Genomic DNA, 25,398 nt, shown 5'->3' with positions numbered 1-25,398 from the left:
GACGCGCCGGGCACCGGGGCGCCCATTTCTAGGCCCCGGCGGCGGTCGCCGCGTGGCCGCACGATATCCCCCCCCCCCGGATCTACCCGCCGGCCCACGGCCGCGCCGATGCCGGAACCGGCCCCGGTGATCACATGTGTAGCCATGGACGCCATGCTCGCATCACCGGGCGCCGGTCCCGAACCGCCTGCCCGGCACCTCGGCGGGTGCCGGTCCCGCGCCGCCCGCGAACACCTCAGCGGATGCCGGCGCTCTCCTCCAGGTAGGCCAGTGCCCCCACCGGCTCCTCGGCGAAGAACACCAGGTCGGTGAGGGGGCGCGGCAGGAAGCCCTCGGTGTCCATCCGCCGGAACTGCTCCTTGAGGCCGTCGTAGAAGCCGGCCGTGTTCAGCAGGACCACCGGCTTCTCGGTCTTCCCGTGCTTCTTCAGCTCCAGGATCTCGGTCGCCTCGTCGAGGGTGCCGGTGCCGCCGACCATGACGACCACCGCGTCGGCCTTCGCCAGGAGCAGCGCCTTGCGCTCGGCCAGGTCACGGGCGACGACCATCTCGTCGGCGCCCGGGCGGGCCCTGTCGGCCAGGAAGTCCACGGAGACGCCCACCAGCCGTCCGCCCGCCTGCTGCACCCCGTCGGCGACGACCTTCATCAGTCCGACGTCGGAACCGCCCCACACGAGGGTGTGGCCGCCCTTTCCGAGGAGTTCGGCGAACTCCCGCGCGGGGCGTGTGTAGCGGTCGTCGAGGTCGGCGGCGGAGAGGAAGACACAGATGTTCATGGCTTCACCGTACGCGGGAACGATTCGGGGCCCGCGAGCGCTTTCCCTGTATGGCTGAAGGACACACGATCACCATCGAGCAGAGCGCGCGGAGCCTCCGCGTCGTGCACGGCGGCCAGGTCCTGGCGGAGAGCGACCGCCCCCTGGTGCTGCGCGAGACGGGCTGTCCGGTGCGCTACTACATCCCGCCCGAGGACGTCCGACTGGACCTGCTGACGCCCTCCGACACCCACACGTACTGCCCGTTCAAGGGCACCGCGTCCTACTGGTCGCTTCCCGGCGCGGCCGATCTCGTGTGGGCCTATCCGGATCCCAAGCCCGATGTCGCCGAGATCAAGGACCATCTGTGCTTCTACGAGGTCGACGTGTCCTGAGATCCGGGCGGACGCGGGCGTGGTGACGCGATGAGTTCCCGGGCTGCGGGCAGTCTGTGGAGACATGGACAACAAGACCATCTCGCGCGACGGAACACCCATCGCCTACGAACGCCACGGTGACGGCCCGACGGTCGTCCTGGTCGGCGGTGCCATGTGCACCGGCGCGACGCTCGCGCCCCTCGCCGAGGCCCTCTCGGACCGCTTCGGCGCCGTCACCTACGACCGGCGGGGCCGCGGCGACAGCGGCGACACGGCGCCCTTCGCGGTGGCCCGGGAGATCGAGGACATCGCGGCGGTGATCGGGACCTTCGGGGGCAGCGCGGCGCTCTACGGCATCTCGTCGGGCGGCGCGCTGGCCCTGGAGGCGGCCATGAGCGGGCTGCCCGTCCGCGAAGTCGCCGTCTACGAGACGCCGTTCGCCGTCGACGACGTCGCTGGCAAACAGAGGGCCGAGTACACCGAACGGCTGACGGAACTGCTCGGACAGGACCGGCGGGGCGACGCGGTCGAGCTGTTCCTGACCCTCGTGGGCACGCCCCCGGAGATGATCGCCGGGGTGCGCATGTCCCACGCCTGGCCCGGCATGGAGGCCATCGCGCCGACCCTCGCGTACGACGACGCCGCGCTGGGCGCGAACCGGGTGCCCCGCGAACGGCTGGCCGCGCTGTCCCTGCCCCTGCTGTCCGTCGCGGGCGACGCGAGCCCCGCGTGGATGCGTGAGGCGGCGCGGAGCATCGCGGACGCCGCGCCGAACGGGTCGTACCGCACGCTGGAGGGGCAGAGCCACATGGTGGATCCCCGGGCGCTGGCGCCGGTGCTGGCGGAGTTCTTCGGCGCGGGCGGGTAAGCCGGGCCGCTTGAGCAGGCCGGGCCGGTCGGGCAGACCGCGCCGCTCGGGCAGACCGCGCCGGTCCGTCTAGACGTCCGCCGTCGCGCGCGTGGTCGTCGCGATCGTCGCCGACCCCACCACGCGGGTGCCGTCGTACAGGACGATCGCCTGGCCGGGTGCGACGCCGCGGACCGGCTCGGTGAAGGCCACCCGCAGCTCGCCGTCGACCAGGTCGGCGCTGACCTCGGTCTCGCCGCCGTGGGCGCGGAGCTGGGCGGTGTAGGTGCCGGGGCCGACCGGGGCGGCGCCGCACCAGCGGGGCTTGATCGCGGTCAGGGCGGACACGTCCAGGGAGGCGGCCGGGCCGACCGTGACCGTGTTGTTCACCGGCGAGATGTCGAGGACGTAGCGCGGCTTGCCGTCGGAGGCCGGGGTGCCGATGCGCAGCCCCTTGCGCTGGCCGATCGTGAAGCCGAACGCACCCTCGTGGGAGCCGATGACCGCTCCGGCCTCGTCGACGATGTCACCCTCGGCCTTGCCGAGCCGGCCCGCGAGGAAGCCCTGGGTGTCGCCGTCGGCGATGAAGCAGATGTCGTGCGAGTCCGGCTTCTTGGCGACCGCCAGGCCCCGGCGCTCGGCCTCGGCCCGGATCTCGCCCTTGGTGGTGACCGTGTCGCCGAGCGGGAACAGCGCGTGGGCGAGCTGGCGGTCGTCCAGGACACCGAGGACGTACGACTGGTCCTTGGCCATGTCCGAGGCGCGGTGCAGCTCGCGGGTGCCGTCCTCGCGGACGATCACCTGGGCGTAGTGGCCGGTGCAGACCGCGTCGAAGCCGAGCGCGAGCGCCTTGTCCAGCAGCGCGGCGAACTTGATCTTCTCGTTGCAGCGCAGGCACGGGTTCGGGGTGCGGCCGGCCTCGTACTCGGCGATGAAGTCCTCGACCACGTCCTCGCGGAAGCGCTCGGCGAGGTCCCAGACGTAGAACGGGATGCCGATGACGTCGGCGGCCCGGCGGGCGTCGCGCGAGTCCTCGATGGTGCAGCAGCCGCGCGCGCCGGTCCTGAACGATTGCGGGTTCGCCGAGAGGGCGAGGTGCACGCCCGTCACGTCGTGCCCGGCCTCGGCGGCACGGGCGGCGGCTACGGCGGAGTCCACTCCGCCCGACATGGCGGCGAGGACGCGGAGGGGGCGCTGCGAGGTGTCAGTCATAACCCCTCCAGGGTACGGGGCCGCGGGAACCGGAACCCGCGAGTATCCGTTGAAGATCGCATGGGGGCGAAAAAGGGGAATCCGGGAGCGTCGCGGAGCCGTGGAGCCGCGGCGGGAGCCGGGGACGGCGACAAGCCGGTCGGCCGCCGGGTGCTGCTGATCGGCGGTCTGGCGGCCGCCGTGAGCGCGGCCGGTCTCGCCCGGGAGGAGCTGTCGCACCTGTGGTGGCGGCTGCCCGGCGTGGAGAAGTCACGTGTGGCGGGGGCGGTGGACTTCCGGGGCGCGCGCTGGGTGGCGGCCTCCGCGGCGAACTGGCGGCGGGCCGACCGTCCCGACGACTACGGGATAGACCGGGTGGTCATCCATGTCACCCAGGGCAGCTTCGCGAGCGCGGTGCGGGTCTTCCAGGACCCGAAGCACGGGGCCGCCGCGCACTACATCGTGCGCAAGGACGGCCGTGTCACGCAGATGATCCGCGAGCTGGACGTGGCGTTCCACGCGGGCAACCGCTCGTACAACGAACGCAGTGTCGGCATCGAGCACGAGGGATTCGTCGACCGCCCCTCGTCGTTCACGGACGCGATGTACGAGGCGTCGGCGCGGCTGACGGCCGGGATCTGCGGGCGGTACGGCATCCCCGTGGACCGCGAGCACATCATCGGGCACGTCGAGGTCCCGGGCACGGACCACACCGATCCCGGACGGCACTGGGACTGGGACCGGTACATACGGCTCGTACGGCGGGCACACACGGCGACCGCCTGACGGGGCCCGCTCGGTCCCGCGTCGCCTTCCCGCCCGGGCCTTCCCGCCCGGGCCTTCCCGCCCGGGCCTCGCGGTCCCAGGCCTGGCGGTCCCAGGCCCTCGCGGTCCCAGGCCCTCGCGGTCCCAGGCCCTCGCGATCCCAGGCCTCGCGGTCCCGGGCCCCACCGGGTGAGGTCAGGTGAGACCCGCCCTGCGCGCCCGTTCCACCGCCGGACCGATGGCCCGCGCCACCGCGGCGACGTCCGCCCGCGTGGAGGTGTGGCCGAGGGAGAAGCGCAGGGTGCCCCGGGCGAGGTCGGGGTCGGTGCCGATGGCGAGGAGGACGTGGCTCGGCTGGGCCACCCCCGCCGTGCAGGCCGATCCCGTGGAGCACTCGATGCCCTGCGCGTCGAGCAGGAGGAGGAGCGAGTCGCCCTCGCAGCCGGGGAACGTGAAGTGCGCGTTGGCGGGCAGCCGGCCCCCGGGTGCCGGGTCGCCGCCGAGGATCGCGTCGGGCACGGCCTTGACGACGGCGTCGGCCAGGTCGTCGCGCAGGGCGCCGATCTCGCGGGCGAACCACTCCTGGCGCTCGGCGGCCAGCCGTCCGGCGACCGCGAAGGACACGACGGCGGGCACGTCGAGCGTGCCGGAGCGGACGTGGCGCTCCTGACCGCCGCCGTGCAGCACGGGCACCGGGCTGTACTCACGGCCGAGGAGCAGCGCGCCGATCCCGTAGGGACCGCCGATCTTGTGGCCGGACACCGTCATCGCGGCGAGGCCGGAGGCCGCGAAGTCGACGGGGACCTGACCGAAGGCCTGGACCGCGTCGGCGTGCAGCGGGATGCCGAACTCGGCGGCGACACCGGCCAGTTCGCGGACCGGCATGATGGTGCCGATCTCGTTGTTGGCCCACATCACCGTGGCGAGGGCGACGTCCTCGGGGTTGCGGGCGATGGCCTCGCGCAGCGCTTCGGGGTGGACGCGGCCGTAGGCGTCGACGGGCAGGTACTCGACCGTGGCGCCCTCGTGCTCGCCGAGCCAGTCGACCGCGTCGAGAACGGCGTGGTGCTCGACGGGGCTCGCCAGCACGCGGGTGCGGGCCGGATCGGCGTCTCTGCGGGACCAGTACAGGCCCTTCACCGCGAGGTTGTCGGCCTCGGTTCCGCCGGAGGTGAGGACCACCTCGCTGGGGCGGGCGCCGAGGGAGTCCGCCAGGGTCTCGCGGGCCTCCTCGACCGCGCGCCGCGCGGTGCGGCCGGCGGCGTGGAGGGAAGAGGCGTTGCCCGTGACGCTCAGTCGGGCGGTCAGTGCCTCTACTGCCTCGGGAAGCATGGGGGTGGTCGCGGCGTGGTCGAGGTAAGCCATGGTGGGCTCGATTCTACGGGCCCGCTCCCCCTCTCCCCGGCCCCCCGGTGCCCTGGCCGTCGCGGCGGCCTCAGAAGCTCCAGGACACCGTGTTGTCGACCTGCATGAAGGCGACCAGGACGACCAGGTCGGCGATCCCCAGACCGAGGCCGAGGAAGGCGCGGCCCCGGCGGGCCGTGCCGCGCCCGAGGGCGACGGAGGCGAGGACGATGGCGATGGGGCCCAGGAAGAGGTTCAGCACGAGCAGGCCGAGCAGGCCGAGGACGAAGGAGGCCACGGCCATGCCGTCGGCGTCCTTGACGCCGGTCCGGCGCGTGGCGCGGACGGTCTCGGTGGCGCTCTCGGTGCGTACGGCCTCGGCGGTGCGGTCGGCGCCGGTGGTGCGAGGCGCGGCGGCGGTGGGGGCCGTGCGGGTGGAGCGGGTGGTGCCGGTGGTGCGCGCGGTGAGTTCCATGACGTGAGTCAGCTCCCAACGGTCAGTTGGTGAAGGGGTTGGACCAACGGCCGGTCGGCAAAGGTGCGGGACCAACGGTCAGTTGGCGGAGGAGTGGCGTCGGCGGGCTCCGCGCTCGCGCAGCGCGAAGACGACCAGCCAGACGCCGATGACGGCCGCGGCGGCGAGGGTGAAGCTCAGCGGCGCGTGCGCCACGGAGCCCATCACAACGCCGAGCAGCAGGAGTGCGGCGACGAGGAACAGCATGAGATGCCTCTCGAAGAAGTCTCGAAGTCCGGTCCCGGAACGTCCGGCACCTCAACGGTGAGGGCCCGATGTTTCCGGGACTTGACGACTCAGTGAACGGTTGTAGTAACACTTGTTCACTGACTCTGGAGTCTAACGTGCTCCACGGCTTTTAAATTCCAGAGAACAGTTGTTAACTGCATGGCATGAGTCACACTCTCGGCATCCGCCAGGCGCAGAAGCAGAAGACCCGGCAGGCCCTGCTGGAGGCCGCGTTGGGGCTTCTGGAGGATCAGAGCCTGAGCAGCCTGGGGCTGCGCGAGGTCACCCGTGCCGTCGGAGTGGCCCCGACCGCCTTCTACCGGCACTTCCGCTCGACGGCGGATCTCGGGGCGGCGCTGGTCGAGGAGGCGCTCGGAAGCCTGCACCCGATGATCGAGGACACGCTGACCACGGCCGGGGACAGCGACGAACGCATCGCCCGCGCCGTGCAACTGATCGCCCATCACGTCGCGGCGCATCCGGCGCACGTCCGCTTCATCGCGCGCGAGCGGCACGGCGGGGTCGCTCCGGTGCGGGAGGCGATCCGCGAGCAACTGGCCCGGTTCGCCGAGGAGGTCAGGGACGCGCTGGCCGAGCACCCCGAGTCGGCGGGGTGGAGCGACGACGATCTGCTGATGCTGGCCGGCCTGTATGTCGACCACATGCTGATGGCGGCCTCGGCGTTCCTGGAGGCGCTGGACGGTTCCGAGGCGGAACGCGAACGGGTGGCCGGGGTGGCGAGCCGCCAGATGCGGCTGATCAGCATCGGCCGCCGCCACTGGCTCGGCTGACCGCCGGGGCGACCGGTCGGCGGCTGTGGCCCCGGGTACGAGTCCGGGGCGACCGGTCGGCGGCCCCGGCCCCCGGCACTGGGCTGCACCGCAAGGAGCCCCGAGCGGGGCTGGCCACGGTTCAGGGAGTGGCCCTGCCCGGGAATCGGCAAGGCGGGTGCAGGACCCATGGAGAAGCCCCGCCCGAGACTCCGCAAGGTCGGCGCGGGCCTGGGAGCGGCCCTGGCCGGGATCCGGCAAGGCCGGTGCAGGACCCGGGAAGCAGCCCCGCCCGCGACTCAGCCAGGTCGGCGCGGGCCTGGGAGCGGCCCTGGCCGGGATCCGGCAAGGCCGGTGCAGGACCCAGGGAGCAGCCCCGCCCGGGACTCCGCAAGGCCGGTGCGGGGCCAGGGAGCAACCCCGCCCGGGACTCCGCAACGCCGGTGCAGGGCCGGGGAGCCGGCTTCATGTGGCCGGCCCGCCCGCACCCTGGGCCCAATGCTCAGCCCTGGCCCTGGCCCTGGCCCATCTGGCCGCCTCCGGGGCCGCCGCAGCCGCCGCCCTGGCCACCGCCGGGGGCGCCGCTCGGCATGCCCGAGGGGAACCCGGAGGGCGCCTTCCCGGTGGGCTTGCCCGAGGGGGTGCCGGACCGCGAGGGCATGCCCGTGGGAGCGCCGCTGGGGCGGCCGCCCGGCCCGCCGCTCGGCATCCCGGACGGGCGGGTGCAGTTCTGCTCGCCGGAGGTGGTGCCGTCCGAGGACGACGAGTCACCGGAGCCGCAGGCCGCCAGGAGCGGCGAGAGCGCGAGGACGGCGACGAGGGGAACAAGTCGTGTACGACGGTTCATTGGGGCAACTCCCAGTCAAGTCACGTGGATCGGCCGACGAGAGCCGGACGAGCGGGAGACAGCGGACCAGATCCACGTAGGGCCGCGCTGTGCCGAAGCTGTGCCTTGCTGTGCGACGCGGTCCCGGCGCGGTCCCGGCGCCGGGTTCTCAATCCCCCTCGTACACCGCGCTGATGGCCGCGGCCGTCGCGGCCAGCTCCCGGCGCGCCTCGGCCGGAGCGAGGACCTCCAGCGCGTCCCCGAAGGCCAGCAGAGTGCGGGACTCGCGCACCGAGCCGAGCACGAGGCGCGCGGTCACCCACTCGCCGGCGCCGTCGTCCTCGGGCAGCTCGGCGAGGGAGGCCGCGTGGAGACGTACGAACATGTCGAGGCGGGAGCGCCGTACCCGAACCGTGACATCGACACCGCCCGGCCGCTCCTCGACCTGACGGCGCAGCACCTCCCAGGCGTCGGCGAGTTCGACGCCGGGACGGCGCCGCACCGGGTCCGGCAGCAGGGTGGCCGAGCGGACCCGGTCGGCGCGGAACAGTCGCGGAGCGCCGCGCCGGTCGGCGACCAGGTACCAGACACCGGCCTTGGAGACGAGGCCGTACGGGTCGACGGTGTAGGTGCGCGGTTCGGCGTCGCCGCCGTGGCGGTAGCGCAGCCGGAGGCGGCGGTCGGAGAAGACGGCGTCCTGCAACACGTCCAGATCGACGGCCCGCCGGGGACCGCCCCTCCAGCGGGTGGCGTCGACGAGGACCCGTCGGCCGGCGACCTCCGCGGCGGGTCTGAAGGGTGCGGGCAGCGCGGCCATCACCTTGCGCAGTGCCGAGCCGAGCGCCGAGTCCAGGCCGAGGGCGGCGTGCGCGCCCCGCGCGGCCAGGATGAACAGCGACCGGGACTCGTCCGCGGTCAGTCCCGTGACGTCCGTACGGAATCCGGCGAGCAGCTCGATGCCGCCGTGCCGCCCGCGTTCGGCGTAGACGGGGACGCCGGAGGCGGACAGTGCCTCGACGTCCCGGTAGACGGTGCGCACCGACACCTCCAGCCGGTCGGCGAGTTCGCGGGCCGGGACGCGGCCGCGTGTCTGGAGCAGCAGCAGGATCGAGAGCAGGCGGTCGGACTTCACGCGCCCAGGATCGCGCCCGCGCCGGGCCGTCACAAATGTTGACGGAAACTGTCAGGTTATGCGTCGAGAGTGAGGGCACACCGACACACGGAAGAGGTAGTCATGAACGCGATGGACCCCCGCCCTCTGTACGCCCGCGCCGCCGCTCAGATCGCGTCGCTGATCGCGGCCGTCCGGCCGGAGCAGTTGGACGGTGTCACTCCGTGCGCCGAGTTCGATGTACGTCTGCTGCTGTCGCACATGGTCGGCGGCACCCGGCGGATCGCCGTGATCGGGGCGGGCGGCGACGGGCTCGCGGTGCGGCCGTTCGCCGACGGCGTGCCGGACGACGGCTGGAGCGCCGCGTACGACGAGGCCGGGGAGCAGGTCCGCGCGGCATGGGCGGACGACGCGCGGCTGGACGCGGCGGTGCGGGTGCCCTGGGGCGAGGCGACCGGGCGGATCGCCCTCGCCGGATACGTCATGGAGGCGGTGACCCACACCTGGGACCTCTCGGAGGCACTGGGGCGGCCCCTCGAACTCGATCCGGAACTGGCCGAGTTCGCGCTCACGATCGCCGCCCGCGTGCTGCCCGACGAGGGACGCGAGGACCCCGGGCTGCCGTTCGGCACCGTGGTGCCGGCTCCCGAGGGCGCCGACGCCTACGGGCGGCTGGCGGCCTGGACGGGCCGCCGCCCACTGGTGACCGCCTGACGGCGCGGGACACCGCGCCGGGGGCATCCGGCAGGAGGGGTGCCCCGGGGACGGCGAGCGCGCCGCGGCGGACCCCCGCCGCGGCCGCGCTCACGGCTTCGGGCCGGTGCGCGGACGATCGTGACAGGTCAGCCGAGGCGGGCGCGGGCGAGCTGGCGGGACTGGGCGACCAGGCGGTCCTCGGTGTCCCAGACCTCCGCGTCCTCCTCCAGGAAGCCCCCGGCGAGGTTGCGGGTGGTGATCGACACGCGCAGCGGGCCGGGCGCCGGGCGGCACCGCACGTGCACGGTCAGCTCGACGGTCGGCACCCAGCCGGAGAGGCCGATCTCGAAGGCCGTCGGCGGCAGCGCGTCGACCGCGAGGAGCAGCGAGAGCGGGTCGGCGTCCCGGCCGTCGGCGAGTCCGAACCACGACCGCATCTCGCCCTTCCCGGACGGAGCGCCGAGCGCCCAGCCGAGGGTCGCGGGGTCGAGCTTGAGGAACAGCCGGTCGGTGATCGCCGAGCTGCCGGGGATGGGGGCGGGGGCGTCCTGCGGGCCGAAGCACTGGTCCATGGGCGGGATCGCCGGCGGCAGCGCGGTCGTGCGGACGTCGTCGGGCAGGGAGTCGAGGTCGCCGTAGGAGGCGAGCACGCGGATGCGCTCGATCTCGCGGCCCTCGTCGTCGTACTGGAAGAGGGAAGCCTGTCCGGTCGACAGCGTCCGGCCGGTGCGTACGACGTCCGTGCGGACGACCGCGGGGCCCGGCTGGGACGCGGTCAGATAGTGCGCGGAGACCGTGAAGGGATCGGAGTGCGGGAGGGCGTCGGCGAGCGCGCGGCCGAGGACGGCCAGCAGATAGCCGCCGTTGACGGCGCTGATGATCGTCCACCCGGCGGAGAGGTCGACGTCGTAGACCCCGTTCCCGCGCGGGGTGACGGCGGTGTCCCGGTCGAACTCGCTGTCGCCGATCGTGGCCCGTACGGCCTGTACCGAAGCTGCTTCTGGCATACATGAACGGTACAACAGGAAATTACTAAGCGGTAGCTTTCACTCGTTCAGGCGTACGGACACCACCGTAGTCCGGCCATCCAGGTGAGGATTCGGCAATTTCTTGTCAAGTGTCCGCAATCATCCGTGACCAATCGGTCCGGGTTCTCCTCTGATGGGACATGAGCCTCACCGGGACATCGTTCCTCCTGACCTCCTTCGTACTGTGCGCCGTCGCCCTCCTTCTGCCCCTGGCACTGTGGTCCCGGGTGCCCGGACCGGCGCCGGTTCGCGCCGCGGCCCGGCTCCTGATGCTGCTCTTCGTCCAAGGGACGGCGATCAGCCTGGTGTTCGTCCTCGTGAACAACGCCAACAACCTGTACGACGACTGGGCCGACCTCCTCGGCACGGGAAACCATGTCCAGCAGGCCGCCGACCTCGGCGCGGACGGCACCGGTGGGATCTCGCTGAAGGACCTGCCCCGGATGCGGCAGACCTTCCGTCCGGCCCAGGGGCCGCGCATGCGGCAGGCCGGCGGGGTGCGCGTCACGGACCTGAGGGGACGGGTGTCGGGGGTGAACGCCGAGGTCTACGTCTGGCTGCCGCCGCAGTACGACGAACCCGTTTACCGGCACCGGCTATTCCCCGTCGTGGAACTGCTGCCGGGATACCCGGGCTCCGCCAAGGCGTGGTTCGGGTCCCTGCGGGTGCACGAGCAGTTGCGGCCGATGATGCTGGACGGCCGGGTCGCGCCGTTCATCCTGGTCGCGCCGCGCACCAACCTGCTGGCCAGGGCGGACACCGGCTGCGCGAACATCCCGGGGACGGTGAACGCGGAGAGCTGGCTCAGCATCGACGTGCCGCGGATGGTCATGGACAACTTCCGCGCCGAGCCCGCCCCGCGCGGCTGGGCCGCGGCCGGATACTCGGCCGGGGCGCACTGCGCCACCAAGCTGGCCGTCGCCCACCCCGACCGCTACCGGGCCGCGGTGAGCATGTCCGGCTACAACGACCCCAAGGGCGAACGCAGTTCACTCGCCGGGCGGAGCCTCGAACTGCGCCGGCGCAACAATCCCTACCTGGTGCTACGCGCCGAGCGCGTCCACCCCCGGATCGCCCTCTACTTCTCCGGCGAGTCCGGTGACGGCTACCAGGCGGGCACGGCGATCCAGACGATCGCGAAGCCGCCGACGAGCGTGGACGTGGTGCTGCTGCCGCGCAGCGCGGGCGGTCACGACATGGGGCTGTGGCGGCCACAGCTCCCGGAGGTGTTCCGCTGGCTGACCGAGCAGTTCGACGGCGACAGGGGGAGCACCGCGGACGCCGGAGGCACCGCGGACGCGGCGGGCGTCAGGAAGTCTCTTCCTCCCGTACCGTCGAGCGGCGGTTCCACGCGCGCGGAGCTCGCCAGTGGTACCGCATCGCGAACAGGCGCAGAACGAAGGCCGTGACGATGGCGAGGCCGCTGGTGAACGGGGTGAGCGCGTCGTAGCGGATGCAGAGCACCACCATCGTGGCGCCGACCATCGCCGGGACCGCGTAGAGGTCACGGTCCCAGCGCAGCAGGGAGGGGACCTCGTTGGCGAGGACGTCACGCAGCACACCGCCGCCCACGGCGGTCGCGAGGCCGAGGGCGGCGGAGGCGGTCAGGCCGAGCCCGTAGTCGTACGCCTTGACGGTGCCGGTGACACAGAACAGCCCGAGCCCGGCCGCGTCGAAGACGTTCACGCCGACCTGGATGCGCTCCACCTGCGGGTGCAGGAAGAACACGAGCAGGGCGGCGACGAGCGGTGTGGTGAAGTACCCCAGGTCGGTGAAGGCGGCCGGGGGTACGGCACCGATGATGATGTCGCGCAGCAGCCCTCCGCCCAGCGCGGTGATCTCCGCGAGGACGGCGATGCCGAAGACGTCGAAGTTCTTGCGGACGGCCAGCAGAGCGCCGGAGATCGCGAAGACGAAGATGCCGATCAGATCGAGCGTGTGCTGGACGGAGGGGCTGAACAGTTGCTGGAACACCCCCACATTCTCACCTGTCGCGGGGTGTGCGCCTTACGAAGGAAGGTCTAGAGGGTCGGCTTGCCTGTGGTGAACAGCCAGGTCTGGAAGAGATCGTCGAGCTGCTGCCCGGAGATCTTCTCGGCGAGGGCGATGAAGTCGGCGGTGCTCGCGTTGCCGTACCGGTGCAGCTTCGTCCACGCGGGCAGCAGCTTGAAGAAGGCGGTGTCGCCGATGCGCTCGCGCAGCGTCTGGAGCGTCATCGCGCCCCGCTGGTAGACCGCCGAGGCGAACATCGTGTCGCGCTGCGGATCGCCGACCGTGGTCTGCCAGAAGGCGGATTCCGCGGGCCGCTGGTTGTACCCGGCGAGGAACGAGTCGTGCGCCGACCGGGTGCCCTTGTGCTCGGCCCACAGCCACTGGGCGTAGGTCGCGAAGCCCTCGTTGAGCCAGATGTCCTTCCAGTGCGCCACCGAGACCGAGTCGCCGAACCACTGGTGGGCCAGCTCGTGCACGATGGTCGTCTCCGACCGCACCGCCGAGTACGCGGGCTTCGACTGGACCTCCAGCGAGAAGCCCGCCTCGGGCATGTCGTCGACGATGGCGCCGGTCTCCTCGAACGGGTACGGCCCGAACACCTGCGACCAGTAGTCGGTCGCCTCGGCGGTGACGGCGTACACGTCGACGCTGTTGCTGTTGGCGAGCACCGGGTCGATCGCGACGTAGATCGGTGTCCCGCCCGGGGTGGTGCCGGTCTTCACGTCGAACGTCCCGATGGTCGCCGTCGCGAGATAGGTGGCCATGGGCCGGCTCTCGCGCCAGTGGGTGACCGTGGAGGCGCCCTTGTCGCGGGTCGATATCAGGCGTCCGTTGGAGACCGCCGTCAGGCCCTTGGGCGCCGTGATGCGGATGTCGTAGGTCGCCTTGTCGGAGGGGTGGTCGCTGGAGGGGAACCAGGTGGAGGCGGCGTTGGGCTCGCAGGCGACGAACACGCCGTCCGCGGTCTTCATCCACCCGTAGTCGGAGCCGAACACGATCGGGCCGTTGAGCGGCTCGGGGACCCCGCCGTAGGTGACGGTCACCGTGAAGTTCTTGCCCCTGGCCAGCGGGCCGCGCGGGGTGACGCGGATCTCGTCGCCCTCCCGCGTGAAGTGGGCCGTTCTGCCGTTCACCTCGACCTTCGTGACGTCCAGTTTCTGGAGGTCCAGGTCGAAGGAGGAGAGGTTCCGGGTGGCGCGGGCGGTGAGGGTCGTGACGCCGTCGAGGCGGTCGGTGCCGGGGTCGTACGCCACGTCGAGGGCGTAGTGGCGGGCGTCGAAGCCGCCGTTGCCGAGCTGGGGGAAGTAGGTGTCACCGATGCCGTCCGCGCCGGGGGTGGGGGCGGAGGAGGCGGCGACGAGGAAGAAGGAGGCCGCCGCTGTGGCGAGCGCGCCTAAACGTGCCGAACGGGAGAGTGCCATTTCGCGTCCCTTTCGTACGTGTGCCGATCGTTTCCGATCAGACGGTCACGCAGGACTCTGCACTCTCCCGCTCAGGCATGTTCATGACTTTGCCAAGTCGTCACGGCCTACTTGCCGGTTGACTCCTGACGATCGGCTTCCGCAACCGCGGAGTCCTTCGTCGAGCCGGCCGCGTCACCGGTGGCGGTGTCCGACGCCGTGCCGGCCTCGTCACCTTCGGCGGCGAGCTCGGCCGGAGCCTTGCCCGACACCTCGGCGGACTCCACACCGGACACCAGCTCGACCGCTTCGCGGGCGGCCGAGAGCAGGACGATGTCCTGCGGAGCCTGGTCCGGGGCGTTCTCCGGGTGGTGACAGGCGACGCGCTGACCGGGCTTCAGCTCGATGAGCGGCGGCTCGGTCGTCTTGCAGACCTGCGTGGCCTTCCAGCACCGGGTGTGGAACCGGCAGCCACTCGGCGGCGCGATCGGCGAGGGAACGTCGCCGCGCAGCAGGATCCGCTCGCTCTTGGCGCCCCGGCGCTTGGGGTCCGGCACCGGCACGGCCGACATCAGGGCCTTGGTGTACGGGTGCATCGGCGCCTGGTACAGCGAGGCGCGGTCGGAGAGCTCGACGATCTTGCCGAGGTACATCACCGCGATGCGGTCCGAGACATGGCGCACGACGGAGAGGTCGTGAGCGATGATCACGTACGTCAGACCGAGCTCGGACTGCAGGTCGTCCATCAGGTTCACGACCTGCGCCTGGATCGACACGTCGAGCGCCGAGACCGGCTCGTCCGCCACGACCAGCTTCGGCTTCAGGGCGAGCGCGCGGGCGATGCCGATGCGCTGGCGCTGGCCGCCGGAGAACTCGTGCGGGTAGCGGTTGTAGTGCTCGGGGCTCAGACCCACCAGCTCCAGGAGCCGCTGGACCTCCTTCTTCACACCGCCCTCGGGCTCGACGTTCTGGAGCCGGAAGGGCGCCGAGACGATCGAGCCGATGGTGTGACGGGGGTTCAGCGACCCGTACGGGTCCTGGAAGATCATCTGGATGTCACGGCGCAGCGGACGCATCTTCGAGGCGCTGAGACGGGTGATGTCCCGGCCCTCGAACTCGATGGAGCCGCCGGTCGGGTCCTGGAGACGGGTGATGACCCGGCCCATGGTCGACTTGCCGCAGCCGGACTCGCCGACGACGCCGAGCGTCTCGCCCTTGCGGACCTCGAAGTCGATGCCGTCGACGGCCTTGACCGCGCCGACCTGACGCTGGAGAACGCCCTTCCGGATGGGGAAGTGCTTCTGGAGCCCCTGGACCCGGAGGAGGACCTCACTGCTGTCCGAGGACTTCGCGCGGTGCGCGGGAGCCGCGGCCTGCTGCGGAATCACCGCGCCGGCGCCGTCCGTCTTGTTGTTCTCACTCACAGCTTCGGCGCAATCTCTTCGGTCCAGATCCGCGTGCGGTCCTCCTGCGAGAGGTGGCAGGCGGTGTAGTGACCGGTGCCAACGAGCTGCAGGTCGGGACGCACGGTGCGGGTGACATTGCCCTTGGGCAGGTCCGCGTACGGGCAGCGCGGGTGGAACGCGCAGCCCGAGGGGACGTTGATGAGGCTCGGCGGCTGGCCCTTGACGGGGATGAGCCGCTCTGACGTCTCACGGTCGATACGGGGCATCGAGCCGAGCAGACCCCAGGTGTAGGGGTGCTGCGGCTGCTCGAAGACCCGCTCGGCGGTGCCGCGCTCGACGCACCGGCCGCCGTACATCACGAGGACGTCGTCGGCGATCTCGGCCACCACACCCAGGTCGTGGGTGATGAGGACGACCGCGGAGCCGAACTCCTTCTGCAGGTCGCGGATGAGGTCGAGGATCTGCGCCTGGACGGTGACGTCGAGGGCGGTCGTCGGCTCGTCCGCGATGAGCAGCTCGGGGTTGTTGACGAGCGCCATCGCGATCATCGCGCGCTGGCGCATGCCGCCCGAGAACTCGTGCGGGTAGCTGTCGACGCGCTTGCCCGGCTCGGGGATGCCCACCCGGTCGAGCATCTCGATCGCCCGCGTGCGGGCGGTCTTCTTGCTGACCTTGTGGTGCGTGCGGTACGCCTCCACGATCTGGTTGCCGATCGTGTAGTACGGGTGCATCGCGGACAGCGGGTCCTGGAAGATCATCGCCATCTCGCGGCCGCGGAGCTTGCGCACCTCGTCCGGGTGGGCGTTGACCAGTTCCTTGCCGTCGAGCCAGATCTCGCCCGACATCTGGACGTTCTTGCCGCGCGCGCCGAGGCGGTGCAGGCCCATGATCGCCAGCGAGGTGACGGACTTGCCGGAACCCGACTCGCCCACGACGCAGAGGGTCTTGCCCTTCTCCACCGAGAAGCTGAGCCCGTCGACGGACTTGACCAGACCGTCGTCGGTCGGGAAGTGCACCTTGAGGTCGCGCACTTCGAGGAACGCCTTGGGAGCGTCCGAGGGTGAGGAGACGGGCTCGCCGACAGCGGCGCCGGTCTTGGAAAGTTCGGTCACGAGAGCCTCACCCGCGGGTCGGCGGCGGCGTACAGCAGGTCCACCAGAAGATTTGCCACGACGACGAAGGCCGCGGCGAGAAGAGTCACGCCGAGGATCTTCGGCAGATCGTTGTCGGTGATGCCCTGCACCGCGTACTGGCCGATGCCGTGCAGAGAGAAAACGGATTCGGTGATCACGGCACCGCCGAGCAGCAGACCGAGGTCCATGCCGAAGACGGTGATGATCGGGGTGAGAGCGGCGCGCAGTCCGTGCCGGACCACGACCTTGCTCTCGCGCAGGCCCTTGGCGCGGGCCGTGCGGATGAAGTCCTCGTTCATCGTCTCCAGCATGCCCGAGCGGGTGAGCCGCGCGTAGATGGCGGAGTACAGGAGAGCGAGAGAACACCACGCGGGGAAGAGGGTGTTGGCCCATTCCGCGGGGTTCTCGGTGAGCGGGACATAGGTGCGGCCGAAGATCGGCCAGTTGACGGTGAAGAGCAGCAGCGCCAGGTTGCCCGTGAAGAACATGGGCAGCGAGACACCGGCGAGCGCGATGCCCATGAAGGCGCGGTCGAAGATCGAACGCGGCTTGAGGGCGGAGATCACACCCGCGGCCACACCGGACAGCAGCCACAGCACCGCGGCACCCGCGGCGAGCGACAGGGTCACCGGCAGACGCGAGGTGAGGTCCGGCCACACGGCCTGGTGGGTCTTGAAGGAGTACCCGAAGCACGGCGCGTCACAGTGCGCCGTGGTGGGACCCAGGTCGTAGGTAGCGCCGCTGACGATCCCCTTGATGAAGTGCCAGTACTGGACGTAGACGGGCTGGTCCAGACCGAGGTTGTGCTTGACCGCGATGATGTCGGCCTTCGTCGGGCTCTTCCCGATGTACTGCTGCGCGAGCTGGTCGGGCGTCTGGCCGGCCAGTCTGGGCAGCAGGAAGAAGATGGCGAAGGTGACCGCGGAGACGACCAGGAGCAGGATCGCTGCCGCTGCCGTCCGACGGAGGATGTACGAAATCACGGGGATCGGCGCTGGTGCCCGCGGGCTGAGCCCGCGGGCACCAATGCCTTCACCTGCCTTCCGGGGCTACTTCTTCGTGGTGCCGATGTTGAGGTAGTCGTACTGACCGCTGAAGGCCGCCGTGGAGACCAGGTTGGTCGCGTACTGCGGGCGGGCCAGCAGAACCTTGAAGTAGGTCAGCGGCACGAGGACGGCGTCGTCCATGGTCTTCTTGTCGATCTGCGTGTACAGGGCGAGACGCGCGGCGTCGTCCTGCGTGCCGATCGCCTTCTCAAGGAGGGCGTTGACGTCCTTGTTGTTGTACTGCGACAGGTTGGTGTTACCGGAAGCACCGATCGCGGAACCGTTCAGGATCTGCTGCTGGAAGCCGTAGCCGGAAGGCCAGTCGGCACCCCACTGCATCATGATCAGACCGATGTTGTTCTTCTCGGTGAACTTCGGGACACCCGCGTAGTCGGTGAAGTACTTGCCCGACGGGTACTGCTTCAGGCTGGCGTTGATGCCGACCTTCTTCAGCGAGGCGATGATCGCCGTGGCGGCGTCGATCTCCTGCGGGCGGTCGCTGCGGGCGGAGATGTTGGTGTTGATGGTCTCCTTGCCACAGGCCTTGAGCTGCTCCTTGGCCTTGGCGGCGTCACCCTTGTTGCCGGCCGACGCGTAGACGTCCGACTTCTCGTAGCCCGGGATGTCCGGCGGGAGAACCGTGGAGGCGATGTCGCCGCGGATCGGGCCGCCCTCGGCCGTCTGGACCGAGACCTTGTCGATCGCGAACTGCACGGCCTTGCGGCACGCGACGTTGTCGAACGGCTTCACCTTGGTGTTGATCGCCATGTAGACGAGACGGCCACCGTAGGTGTTGTCCGTGTCGGCCTTCTTGGCGGCGGAGGTGAGCACGTCCGCCTGGGTCGCGGCCTGGACACCGCCACCACCGAGGTCGATCGCGTCGCCCGCGAGGACGTCCTTGTCGATCGTCTCGGCGTTGACCTTCAGGTTGACGACGATCTTGTCCGGGTACTGCTTGCGCAGCGGGTCGGTCGCCGCGTCCCAGTTCTCGTTGCGCACGAGGACGGCCTGCTTGCCGTCGGCGTAGCTCTGGAACTTGTACGAGCCCGAGGACACGATGTTCTTGACGTAGTCGACGCCGTTGTCCTTGGCCTGCGGGACCGGAGCCGTCTGCGGCGCGGCGACCAGGTAGTCGAACTCCTGGAAGGCCGTCTTCAGGTGGAAGACGACAGTGGTGTCGTCCGGGGTCTCGATGGACGAGAGGCCCTTGGCGCTCTTGTCCTTGTAGGGACCCTTGTACTTGTCGCCGCCCACGAGGAACTGCTGGAAGTAGTTCGGGCCGAGGGAGAGCACGTCACGCGCGAAGTTGGAGCGCTCGACCGCGTACTTGACGTCCTTGGACGTGATCGCGGAGCCGTCCTGGTACTTCAGGCCCGAACGCAGCTTGTACGTCCAGGTCTTGCCGCCGTCGCTCGGGACACCCTTGGAGGCCGCGAGGTCCGGGACAAGGGTGTTGCCCTTCTCGCCGGCACCGGGCTGGAACGTCATCAGCGGGCGCGCGTACAGGCGGCTGAGGTTGTACATGTACGCGTAGTACGTGTTGCCCGGGTCGAAGGAGTCCGGCACGTCCGAGTACTCGTACGTGACCGTGCCCCCCTTCTTGGTGGAGGCGTTGACGACGTCCTTGGTCGCTGCGTTGGCCCCAGCTGACTTCGTGTTGTCGGTGTTCTTGTTGTCATCGGCCTTGCTGCAGCCTGCAACGAGCAGACTCGCGGAGCCGATGGCCGCAATGGCGGCCAGCGTTGACCTACGCATGATGGGCGGGTTCCCCTCCATTGTCGGAAACTTGGTGATCTCTCGGTGTCCGTCAGGCATCAGCGGCTGCGCGGGTCGAGAGCGTCGCGGAGACCGTCGCCCAGAAGATTGAAGGCGAGGACGGTCACGAAGATGGCGAGGCCGGGCACGATCATGAACTGCGGGTCGACCTCGTAGTAGGTGACCGCTTCACGGAGCATGCCGCCCCAGGACGCCTGCGGGGGCTGGATACCGACCCCGAGGAAGCTGAGGGAGGCCTCGAAGAGGATGTTGGTCGGGATGAGCAGCGTCGAGTAGACGATGATCGGGCCGACCAGGTTGGGCAGCAGCTCCCGGAACAGGATGTACGGGCCCTTGGCGCCCATGCCCCGGGAGGCGTCCACGAATTCCCGCTCGCGCAGGGCCAGGGTCTGACCGCGCACGATCCGGCCCAGGTAGGGCCAGTTGAAGAAGCCGATCACGAAGATCAGCACGCTCAGGTGGAGCGGGAGCCCTTCGAGGCCGAAAGCGCCGCCCTGCAGGGTGGCGGAGATGGCGATCGCGAAGAGCAGGAGGGGGAAGGCGAGGAAGGTGTCCATCAGGCGGCTGATGATCGAGTCGACGCGCCCGCCGTAGAAGCCCGCGACGACGCCCAGGATCGCGCCGATCACGTTCGACAGGATGGTGGCGCCGAAGGCGACGACCAGCGACACCCAGGAGCCCTCCAGGAGGCGGGTGGCGAGGTCGCGGCCGAACTTCGGGTCCACACCGAGCGGGTGGTCCGCGCTCATGCCGCCCATCCCGCCCTTGGGCAGCGAGGTGTTGGCGTCGATCAGGTCCTGGTGGAAGGCGTTCGGGTCCAGTCCCAGCATCGACTGGATGGGCCGGGCGAGGACGGCCATCAGGATGAGCAGCACGACGATGACACCGCCGGCGACCGCCACCTTGTCGCGCTTGAAGCGCGTCCAGGCGATCTGTCCCAGGGAACGGCCCTCGATCCGCCCCTTGCCGGCTCCGGCAAGCACAGCCTCAGGCTGCGCTTCCGATGCCGCCGCGGTGGTCTCGATCGGTGCGGTCACAGTGACCCGACCCCTCTCGCCGGTGGTGACCGGCCTACGACTGCCGCTGTCTGCGGCTTGGTTCACTTGCGCGCCGGGAAGTTGACCGCAGGTGGTGCGGTCCGGTGACCCGGCTGATGATTCGGCTTGCACTCGCTCACAGGATCGACGACCCCGTGTCTGATGGGCGAGTCTTCAGTGCCGCCACGATCAGTTGCCAGGCCTCATGGAGAAACTATGCGCAACCGTGATGCTTGTTGGGGGATTCCGTTATCCGAACAGTGGGTAACGGGAGCCGGACGACTGCCAATTGAGCTCAAAGGCCTCGAAAGAGTCTTTTTGATCAGAAGTCCCGCCAAAACGGGACAATGGGCACATCTGTCCGCTTCCCCGCAGGTCAGCAAGATGGAACGCACGCCTCGTGAAGGCCGTGTGCAGAATCATGATGCCAGCCGTTCTCGCACTGGCATCCGACAGGTCCGGGATTCGGGACGCCCTCAGTAGCCGCCGCGGGCCGGCGGATAGCCGTAACCGCCCGCAATCGGCGCCTGCGCCGGAGCGGCGTGCGCCTCGCGGTCGTAGAACGGGCGGGCGTTCGCACGCAGCCACATCGCCACCGGGTCGAACTCGTCCGACATCGCGACGGTGGAGACGGGCAGGCCGTCCGGAACCGCGCCGATGGACTGCTGCATCATCGCCCGCACCGAGTCGACGGCGGGCGGCGAGGTGTCGTACACGTCAAGGCCGATGGCCAGATACGGCGCCCCGAGCGTGGGTTGGACCCAGGCTCGGCGCAACGACCGTACGGCCGGGGTCAGATGGGCGTTCTGCGTGATCAGGGCGTAGAACTGCGGGATCTCGATGGCCGGTTCGGACAGCCGCAGCGGGCCCGCGGGCTGCCGCTCCAGGCCCGTGGCGATCCGGCGCAGATCCAGCCACGGAATGCCGAGACCGCCGTTCGGGGCGTGCGGGTTGAGCCAGAGGCCGAAGTGGTCCGGGTACAGGGTGCGGGCGACGTCCAGCCCGTCCACGACCTCGTAACTGCGGTTCCAGCCACTGGCCGAGAGCTCCTGGGCGGAGGTGACGCAGGGCGCGTAACCGAAGCCGTCCACCTGCATGTTCCCGTACTGGGCGTCCGGGGAGCCGGCCTGGCCGTGCCACAGCAGCATCCACACCTGGCCGGACGACGGGGTCGCGAGCGCGCGAAGGAGCGCCTCGTAGGCGTCATAACGCCCGGGAGTCACCTGGCGCAGCATGTGCTCGACCTGCCCGGCCGCGGCCGTGCCCGACGCGCTCACCCTCAACCGCCCCTTCGCGAACAATTCACGACGAACTCATCCCTTACGCCCGAGGCACCGGTTACCGACATGCGTCAACACCTCGCCAGGCCATGAAACCAGCTTATGCGGCCATCGTGCTCCGCCGGGGAAGCAGTCCGGAGCCGGGAACCGCCGCGCGGGGCGGCCGGAGGCCCCGCGCGGCGGGCGTACGGTCCCGTGGGGCACCCCCGCCACCCGCGCCGTTCAGTGACCGTGCTGGTAGAAGGGCCGCACCGTCGCCCGCATCCAGTCGCCTACCGCGTCCTGCGCCACGTCGAGGAGAACCAGGTTCACCGGAATGTTCACCGGGACCCGGCCGAGGGCACGGCCCAGGGCGTCCAGGGGCAGGGTGCGCGCGTCACCCTCCCACACCGAGAGCTCGACGCCGATGAACATGACCGGCGCGTCGCCCTCGACGCTGGCCAGACAGCGCCGCGCGCTCAGGACCACACCGGTGGCGGCGAACTCCGCCGAGGCCGCGGCGAGGAAGTCCATCGGATCGTCCTGCCAGTCGGGCTCGAAGAGCCGCACGCGGCCGCCGCCGGCCGCCCCGTCCAGCTCGGACCGCCCGGCCCTGCACAGCTCGGCGACGGCGGGCGGCGGCAGCGGCACGCCGACCACGCCGTCCGGGTTCACCACGATGCCGGCCTGCGGGGGGAGCCCGCGGGCGAACTCCACGGCGGGCGCGATCGTGTACGACATGTGACCGCCGACGACCTGGCGGAACTGCTCCTCGGAGCTGAAGACGGGGACGTAGACCTGCCCGCCGATGTCCATCGTGGGCAGATCGAGCGGACCGCTCCGCGGACCGCCGCCGTTGGGCAGCGGCACCCACACGAAGCTGCGGCCGAGCACCTCGACGATGCGGGCGGCCGTCGAGGGCCCGGGCACGCCGAGGGACGCGGACAACACCTCCTCCAGCTCGTTGCCGGGCCAACCGCCGTGCGGATGGGGGTGCGCCTGTGCCGGAAAGTCCATCTGTCTACCGTCCGCTTCGAACCATTGTTCCGGCTGGTTAGGTTAATGGGCCACCACAGCCGGTCAGTGGCCGAAGTCGATCCCGCGGCACGCTGCCGCTCAAGGGCCGAAGTCGATCCTGTGCAGCACGTCCGCCGCGTCGCGGTCGATCAGCACCGCGGAGCCGCACCCCTCGGGCAGGTCTCCCCGCTCGGCGGACCGCAGCAGCCGGGCGACCCCGCCGCGATGGCGGGCGAAGGCGTAGCGCGAGACGCCCCGGCCGCGCTCGCGCTGGCCGTCCAGCGCGGCGCCGGGCGTGACGTCGAGCAGCAGCAGGTGCAGCGCCCCGCCGCGGCGCCGGGCCTCGCGGGCGAGCCAGCGGCGTACCCAGGCCTGCGTGCCGCAGTCGTGCACGACGACTCCCCCGCCCTCGCGCAGGGCGCGGCGCAGGCCGGCGTAGTGCGCGAGGCGGACGAGGGGGCGGTAGAGCGCGTACGGCAGGAGCCCGGACATCCGGCCGTCCCAGCGGTCGCGGGTGTCCTGGGAGTCGACGCGCGCGCCCAGCACGGCCCGCCGCATCAGCGTCGACTTGCCGCTGCCGGGCAGTCCGCTGACCACGATCACGTCGTGCGCCCCGAAGCGGAGACCGTGCGGACTGTGCCCGACCCGGTCGCGGAGGTCCCGCACGACGGCCGCGGGACGCGGTCCGCGGGCCTCCCGGGCCGGTGCGCCGGGCTGCTCGGGCAATGCGAGACCCGAGGTCGTCGCGTACGCCGTGGTCCTGTTCACCCTGGCCGTCCTCCCCTTCGATGTGGAGTCCCATCCCCGTCGAGTGTAAAGAGAAGGTAATGCCCGGCGCTTCCCCATTTCGTACGCGGACTGCCACAGCACGGTCACAGATGGCGGGCTGCCGTGATCCGGCAGCGCGTGCGATGATGGCCGCGCCAACTGCATACCGGCCGCTTGAATCCGCGCGGGAGAGTCCTGGGTACGTGTACCCGGGCGCCGAAGGAGCAAGTCCCTCCCTTGAATCTCTCAGGCACCGTTACCGCGCGGGCGAGGCACATCTGAAAAGCGGGCCGCTCCGTCGGCCCCACCCAAGGTGCAAGTCAGGACCACCGATTCGTGGGGTCTTGATGAACCTCTCAGGTTCCGATGACAGATGGGGAGGAACGACCTCGCCGTCATGCCTTGGGAGCCAGACCGATGAGCAGCAACGCACCCCGTCACACCGCGCTCGATGCCCTGCATCGTTCGCTCGGCGCGACCATGACCGACTTCGCGGGCTGGGACATGCCCCTGCGCTACGGCTCGGAGCGCGACGAGCACCTCGCCGTCCGCACGAAGGCCGGTCTCTTCGACCTCTCCCACATGGGCGAGATCACCGTCACCGGACCGCAGGCGGCGGCTCTCCTGAACCACGCGCTGGTCGGCAACATCGCCACCGTCGGCGTCGGCCGCGCCCGCTACACCATGATCTGCCAGGAGGACGGCGGCATCCTGGACGACCTGATCGTCTACCGGCTCGCCGAGAACGAAGCCGGTTCCCCGCACTACATGGTCGTCGCCAACGCCTCCAACGCCCAGGTCGTGCTGGACGCCCTGACCGAGCGCGCCGCCGGTTTCGACGCCGAGGTGCGTGACGACCGTGACGCGTACGCGCTGATCGCCGTGCAGGGCCCCGAGTCCCCCGGCATCCTCAAGGCGGTCACCGACGCCGACCTCGACGGCCTGAAGTACTACGCGGGCCTGCCGGGCACGGTGGCCGGCGTCCCGGCCCTGATCGCCCGCACCGGCTACACGGGTGAGGACGGCTTCGAGCTGTTCGTCGCCCCCGCCGACGCCGAGAAGGTGTGGCAGGCGCTGACCGACGCGGGCACCCCGGCCGGTCTCGTCCCCTGCGGTCTTTCCTGCCGCGACACGCTGCGCCTGGAGGCGGGCATGCCGCTGTACGGGCACGAGCTGACCACCTCGCTGACCCCGTTCGACGCCGGCCTCGGCCGGGTCGTGAAGTTCGAGAAGGACGGCGACTTCGTGGGGCGCGCGGCGCTCGAGGAGGCCGCCGCCCGCGCCGAGCAGAACCCGCCGCGGGTCCTCGTCGGCCTGATCGCCGAGGGCCGCCGTGTGCCGCGCGCCGGGTTCTCGGTCGTCGCCGGCGGCGAGGTGATCGGCGAGGTCACCTCCGGCGCCCCCTCCCCCACGCTGGGCAAGCCGATCGCGATGGCGTACGTCGACGCCGCGCACGCCGCGCCGGGCACGGCCGGTGTGGGCGTGGACATCCGGGGCAGCCACGAACCGTACGAGGTCGTGGCACTGCCGTTCTACAAGCGTCAGAAGTGACACTGGTCCGTAAGGGCCGGACATGACACGGACGCCTTCCGGGCGCCGCCACTGACGGATGTCCCCCCGGGCTTCGGCACTGACGGGCGCCCGCCGGGGCGCCGGACGTGACCCTGGGCACATCGGCCCGGTCACCCACGCTTCCCTCCATCAGCACTCCACCGCGTACAGGAGAATTCAGGTCATGAGCAACCCCCAGACGCTGCGTTACAGCAAGGAGCACGAGTGGCTGTCGGTCGCCGAGGACGGCGTCGCGACGGTCGGCATCACCGAGTTCGCGGCCAACGCGCTCGGCGATGTCGTCTATGCCCAGCTCCCGGCGGTCGGTGAGACGGTGACCGCGGGCGAGTCCTGCGGCGAGCTGGAGTCGACCAAGTCGGTCAGCGACCTGTACTCCCCGGTGAACGGCGAGATCACCGAGGCCAACCAGGACGTCGTGGACGACCCCGCGCTCGTGAACTCCGCCCCCTTCGAGGGCGGCTGGCTGTTCAAGGTGCGCGTCGCCGGCGAGCCCGAGGACCTGATGTCCGCCGACGAGTACACCGCCTTCACGGCCGGCTGA

26 protein-coding genes and 1 riboswitch are annotated in these 25,398 nt (G+C 70.7%); of the genes, 8 read left to right on the top strand and 18 right to left on the bottom strand.

What is annotated here, in order from left to right; translation table 11 throughout:
* Positions 1 to 235: 235 nt before the first annotated feature.
* Positions 236 to 775 carry a TIGR00730 family Rossman fold protein gene (locus tag ACFXGX_RS09485; protein ID WP_384787129.1) on the bottom strand — a complete coding sequence of 180 codons (540 nt, stop codon included), beginning with the start codon at positions 773 to 775 and terminating at the stop codon, positions 236 to 238.
* Positions 776 to 825: 50 nt separating this feature from the next.
* Between ACFXGX_RS09485 and ACFXGX_RS09480 the strand changes: the two genes are divergently transcribed.
* Together ACFXGX_RS09480 and ACFXGX_RS09475 are read left to right on the top strand one after the other, a co-directional pair.
* Positions 826 to 1,149, top strand: coding sequence for a DUF427 domain-containing protein (locus ACFXGX_RS09480; RefSeq protein WP_384787126.1), 324 nt, complete (start codon positions 826 to 828; stop codon positions 1,147 to 1,149).
* Positions 1,150 to 1,213: 64 nt separating this feature from the next.
* On the top strand, positions 1,214 to 1,999 hold the full coding sequence (locus ACFXGX_RS09475) for an alpha/beta fold hydrolase (RefSeq protein WP_384787123.1): 786 nt from the start codon (positions 1,214 to 1,216) through the stop codon (positions 1,997 to 1,999).
* Between the two features lie 69 nt (positions 2,000 to 2,068).
* Here ACFXGX_RS09475 and mnmA read toward each other — a convergent pair whose 3' ends face one another.
* A complete protein-coding gene (gene mnmA, locus ACFXGX_RS09470) occupies positions 2,069 to 3,190 on the bottom strand; it encodes a tRNA 2-thiouridine(34) synthase MnmA (RefSeq protein WP_384787120.1) in 1,122 nt (373 codons plus the stop codon).
* Between the two features lie 60 nt (positions 3,191 to 3,250).
* Here mnmA and ACFXGX_RS09465 point away from each other — a divergent pair, with 60 nt between their 5' ends.
* Positions 3,251 to 3,955, top strand: a complete 705-nt coding sequence (locus ACFXGX_RS09465; RefSeq protein ID WP_384787117.1) for an N-acetylmuramoyl-L-alanine amidase — start codon at positions 3,251 to 3,253, stop codon at positions 3,953 to 3,955.
* A 174-nt stretch (positions 3,956 to 4,129) separates the two neighbouring features.
* Here ACFXGX_RS09465 and ACFXGX_RS09460 read toward each other — a convergent pair whose 3' ends face one another.
* The 3 genes from ACFXGX_RS09460 to ACFXGX_RS09450 all read right to left on the bottom strand — a co-directional run bounded on the left by ACFXGX_RS09460 (position 4,130) and on the right by ACFXGX_RS09450 (position 5,999).
* Positions 4,130 to 5,299 carry a cysteine desulfurase family protein gene (locus ACFXGX_RS09460; protein WP_384787114.1) on the bottom strand — a complete coding sequence of 390 codons (1,170 nt, stop codon included), beginning with the start codon at positions 5,297 to 5,299 and terminating at the stop codon, positions 4,130 to 4,132.
* 70 nt (positions 5,300 to 5,369) lie between these two features.
* Entirely contained in the window at positions 5,370 to 5,582 is a 213-nt protein-coding gene (locus tag ACFXGX_RS09455) for a DUF4190 domain-containing protein (protein WP_384787270.1), read from the bottom strand.
* Between the two features lie 249 nt (positions 5,583 to 5,831).
* Entirely contained in the window at positions 5,832 to 5,999 is a 168-nt protein-coding gene (locus ACFXGX_RS09450) for a hypothetical protein (RefSeq protein WP_384787111.1), read from the bottom strand.
* Between the two features lie 185 nt (positions 6,000 to 6,184).
* On the opposite strand from ACFXGX_RS09450, the gene ACFXGX_RS09445 reads away from it, so the two are divergent.
* The gene (locus tag ACFXGX_RS09445) at positions 6,185 to 6,811 is read left to right on the top strand and encodes a TetR family transcriptional regulator (RefSeq protein WP_384787108.1); all 627 of its coding nucleotides are present in this window, start codon (positions 6,185 to 6,187) and stop codon (positions 6,809 to 6,811) included.
* 481 nt (positions 6,812 to 7,292) lie between these two features.
* Here the strand turns inward: ACFXGX_RS09445 and ACFXGX_RS09440 are convergent, their stop codons facing one another.
* Both ACFXGX_RS09440 and ACFXGX_RS09435 read right to left on the bottom strand, forming a co-directional pair.
* Positions 7,293 to 7,637, bottom strand: a complete 345-nt coding sequence (locus tag ACFXGX_RS09440) for a hypothetical protein (protein WP_384787105.1) — start codon at positions 7,635 to 7,637, stop codon at positions 7,293 to 7,295.
* 148 nt (positions 7,638 to 7,785) lie between these two features.
* Entirely contained in the window at positions 7,786 to 8,748 is a 963-nt protein-coding gene (locus tag ACFXGX_RS09435) for a helix-turn-helix transcriptional regulator (protein ID WP_384787102.1), read from the bottom strand.
* A 102-nt stretch (positions 8,749 to 8,850) separates the two neighbouring features.
* On the opposite strand from ACFXGX_RS09435, the gene ACFXGX_RS09430 reads away from it, so the two are divergent.
* A complete protein-coding gene (locus tag ACFXGX_RS09430; RefSeq protein WP_384787099.1) occupies positions 8,851 to 9,441 on the top strand; it encodes a TIGR03086 family metal-binding protein in 591 nt (196 codons plus the stop codon).
* Between the two features lie 128 nt (positions 9,442 to 9,569).
* Here ACFXGX_RS09430 and ACFXGX_RS09425 read toward each other — a convergent pair whose 3' ends face one another.
* A complete protein-coding gene (locus ACFXGX_RS09425; RefSeq protein WP_384787096.1) occupies positions 9,570 to 10,430 on the bottom strand; it encodes a thioesterase family protein in 861 nt (286 codons plus the stop codon).
* A gap of 161 nt (positions 10,431 to 10,591) precedes the next feature.
* Here ACFXGX_RS09425 and ACFXGX_RS09420 point away from each other — a divergent pair, with 161 nt between their 5' ends.
* Positions 10,592 to 11,860: an alpha/beta hydrolase gene (locus ACFXGX_RS09420; protein WP_384787093.1), complete on the top strand. Its 1,269-nt coding sequence runs from the start codon at positions 10,592 to 10,594 to the stop codon at positions 11,858 to 11,860.
* On the opposite strand, the gene ACFXGX_RS09415 is transcribed toward ACFXGX_RS09420, so the two are convergent.
* From ACFXGX_RS09415 to ACFXGX_RS09370, 10 genes are all read right to left on the bottom strand, one after another.
* Positions 11,760 to 12,425: a trimeric intracellular cation channel family protein gene (locus ACFXGX_RS09415; RefSeq protein ID WP_355767789.1), complete on the bottom strand. Its 666-nt coding sequence runs from the start codon at positions 12,423 to 12,425 to the stop codon at positions 11,760 to 11,762. The genes ACFXGX_RS09420 and ACFXGX_RS09415 overlap by 101 nt on opposite strands.
* Positions 12,426 to 12,472: 47 nt before the next feature.
* Entirely contained in the window at positions 12,473 to 13,864 is a 1,392-nt protein-coding gene (locus tag ACFXGX_RS09410) for a M1 family metallopeptidase (RefSeq protein ID WP_384787089.1), read from the bottom strand.
* 107 nt (positions 13,865 to 13,971) lie between these two features.
* A complete protein-coding gene (locus ACFXGX_RS09405; RefSeq protein WP_384787086.1) occupies positions 13,972 to 15,267 on the bottom strand; it encodes an ABC transporter ATP-binding protein in 1,296 nt (431 codons plus the stop codon).
* Complete coding sequence (locus ACFXGX_RS09400; protein WP_384787083.1) at positions 15,264 to 16,361, bottom strand: ABC transporter ATP-binding protein; 1,098 nt, start codon at positions 16,359 to 16,361, stop codon at positions 15,264 to 15,266. Before ACFXGX_RS09400 ends, ACFXGX_RS09405 begins: the two co-directional genes overlap by 4 nt.
* A complete protein-coding gene (locus tag ACFXGX_RS09395) occupies positions 16,358 to 17,365 on the bottom strand; it encodes an ABC transporter permease (protein ID WP_384787080.1) in 1,008 nt (335 codons plus the stop codon). The genes ACFXGX_RS09400 and ACFXGX_RS09395 overlap by 4 nt, the downstream gene beginning before the upstream one ends.
* A 66-nt stretch (positions 17,366 to 17,431) precedes the next feature.
* A complete protein-coding gene (locus tag ACFXGX_RS09390) occupies positions 17,432 to 19,204 on the bottom strand; it encodes an ABC transporter substrate-binding protein (RefSeq protein WP_384787077.1) in 1,773 nt (590 codons plus the stop codon).
* Positions 19,205 to 19,242: 38 nt separating this feature from the next.
* A complete protein-coding gene (locus ACFXGX_RS09385) occupies positions 19,243 to 20,241 on the bottom strand; it encodes an ABC transporter permease (protein WP_355767803.1) in 999 nt (332 codons plus the stop codon).
* Positions 20,242 to 20,717: 476 nt separating this feature from the next.
* A complete protein-coding gene (locus tag ACFXGX_RS09380; protein WP_355767806.1) occupies positions 20,718 to 21,518 on the bottom strand; it encodes an enhanced serine sensitivity protein SseB C-terminal domain-containing protein in 801 nt (266 codons plus the stop codon).
* Between the two features lie 225 nt (positions 21,519 to 21,743).
* Positions 21,744 to 22,517, bottom strand: a complete 774-nt coding sequence (locus tag ACFXGX_RS09375) for an enhanced serine sensitivity protein SseB (protein WP_384787074.1) — start codon at positions 22,515 to 22,517, stop codon at positions 21,744 to 21,746.
* A 99-nt stretch (positions 22,518 to 22,616) separates the two neighbouring features.
* Entirely contained in the window at positions 22,617 to 23,285 is a 669-nt protein-coding gene (locus tag ACFXGX_RS09370) for an AAA family ATPase (protein WP_384787071.1), read from the bottom strand.
* 175 nt (positions 23,286 to 23,460) lie between these two features.
* Positions 23,461 to 23,557: riboswitch (glycine riboswitch) on the top strand.
* 145 nt (positions 23,558 to 23,702) lie between these two features.
* Here ACFXGX_RS09370 and gcvT point away from each other — a divergent pair.
* On the top strand, positions 23,703 to 24,836 hold the full coding sequence (gene gcvT / locus ACFXGX_RS09365) for a glycine cleavage system aminomethyltransferase GcvT (protein WP_384787068.1): 1,134 nt from the start codon (positions 23,703 to 23,705) through the stop codon (positions 24,834 to 24,836).
* 184 nt (positions 24,837 to 25,020) lie between these two features.
* Positions 25,021 to 25,398: a glycine cleavage system protein GcvH gene (gene gcvH, locus ACFXGX_RS09360; RefSeq protein ID WP_384787065.1), complete on the top strand. Its 378-nt coding sequence runs from the start codon at positions 25,021 to 25,023 to the stop codon at positions 25,396 to 25,398.

This window comes from Streptomyces sp. NPDC059371 (assembly GCF_042751995.1).
In the GTDB taxonomy this organism is placed as follows: Bacteria; Actinomycetota; Actinomycetes; order Streptomycetales; family Streptomycetaceae; genus Streptomyces.
This window is presented reverse-complemented; position numbering and strand designations above follow the sequence as displayed.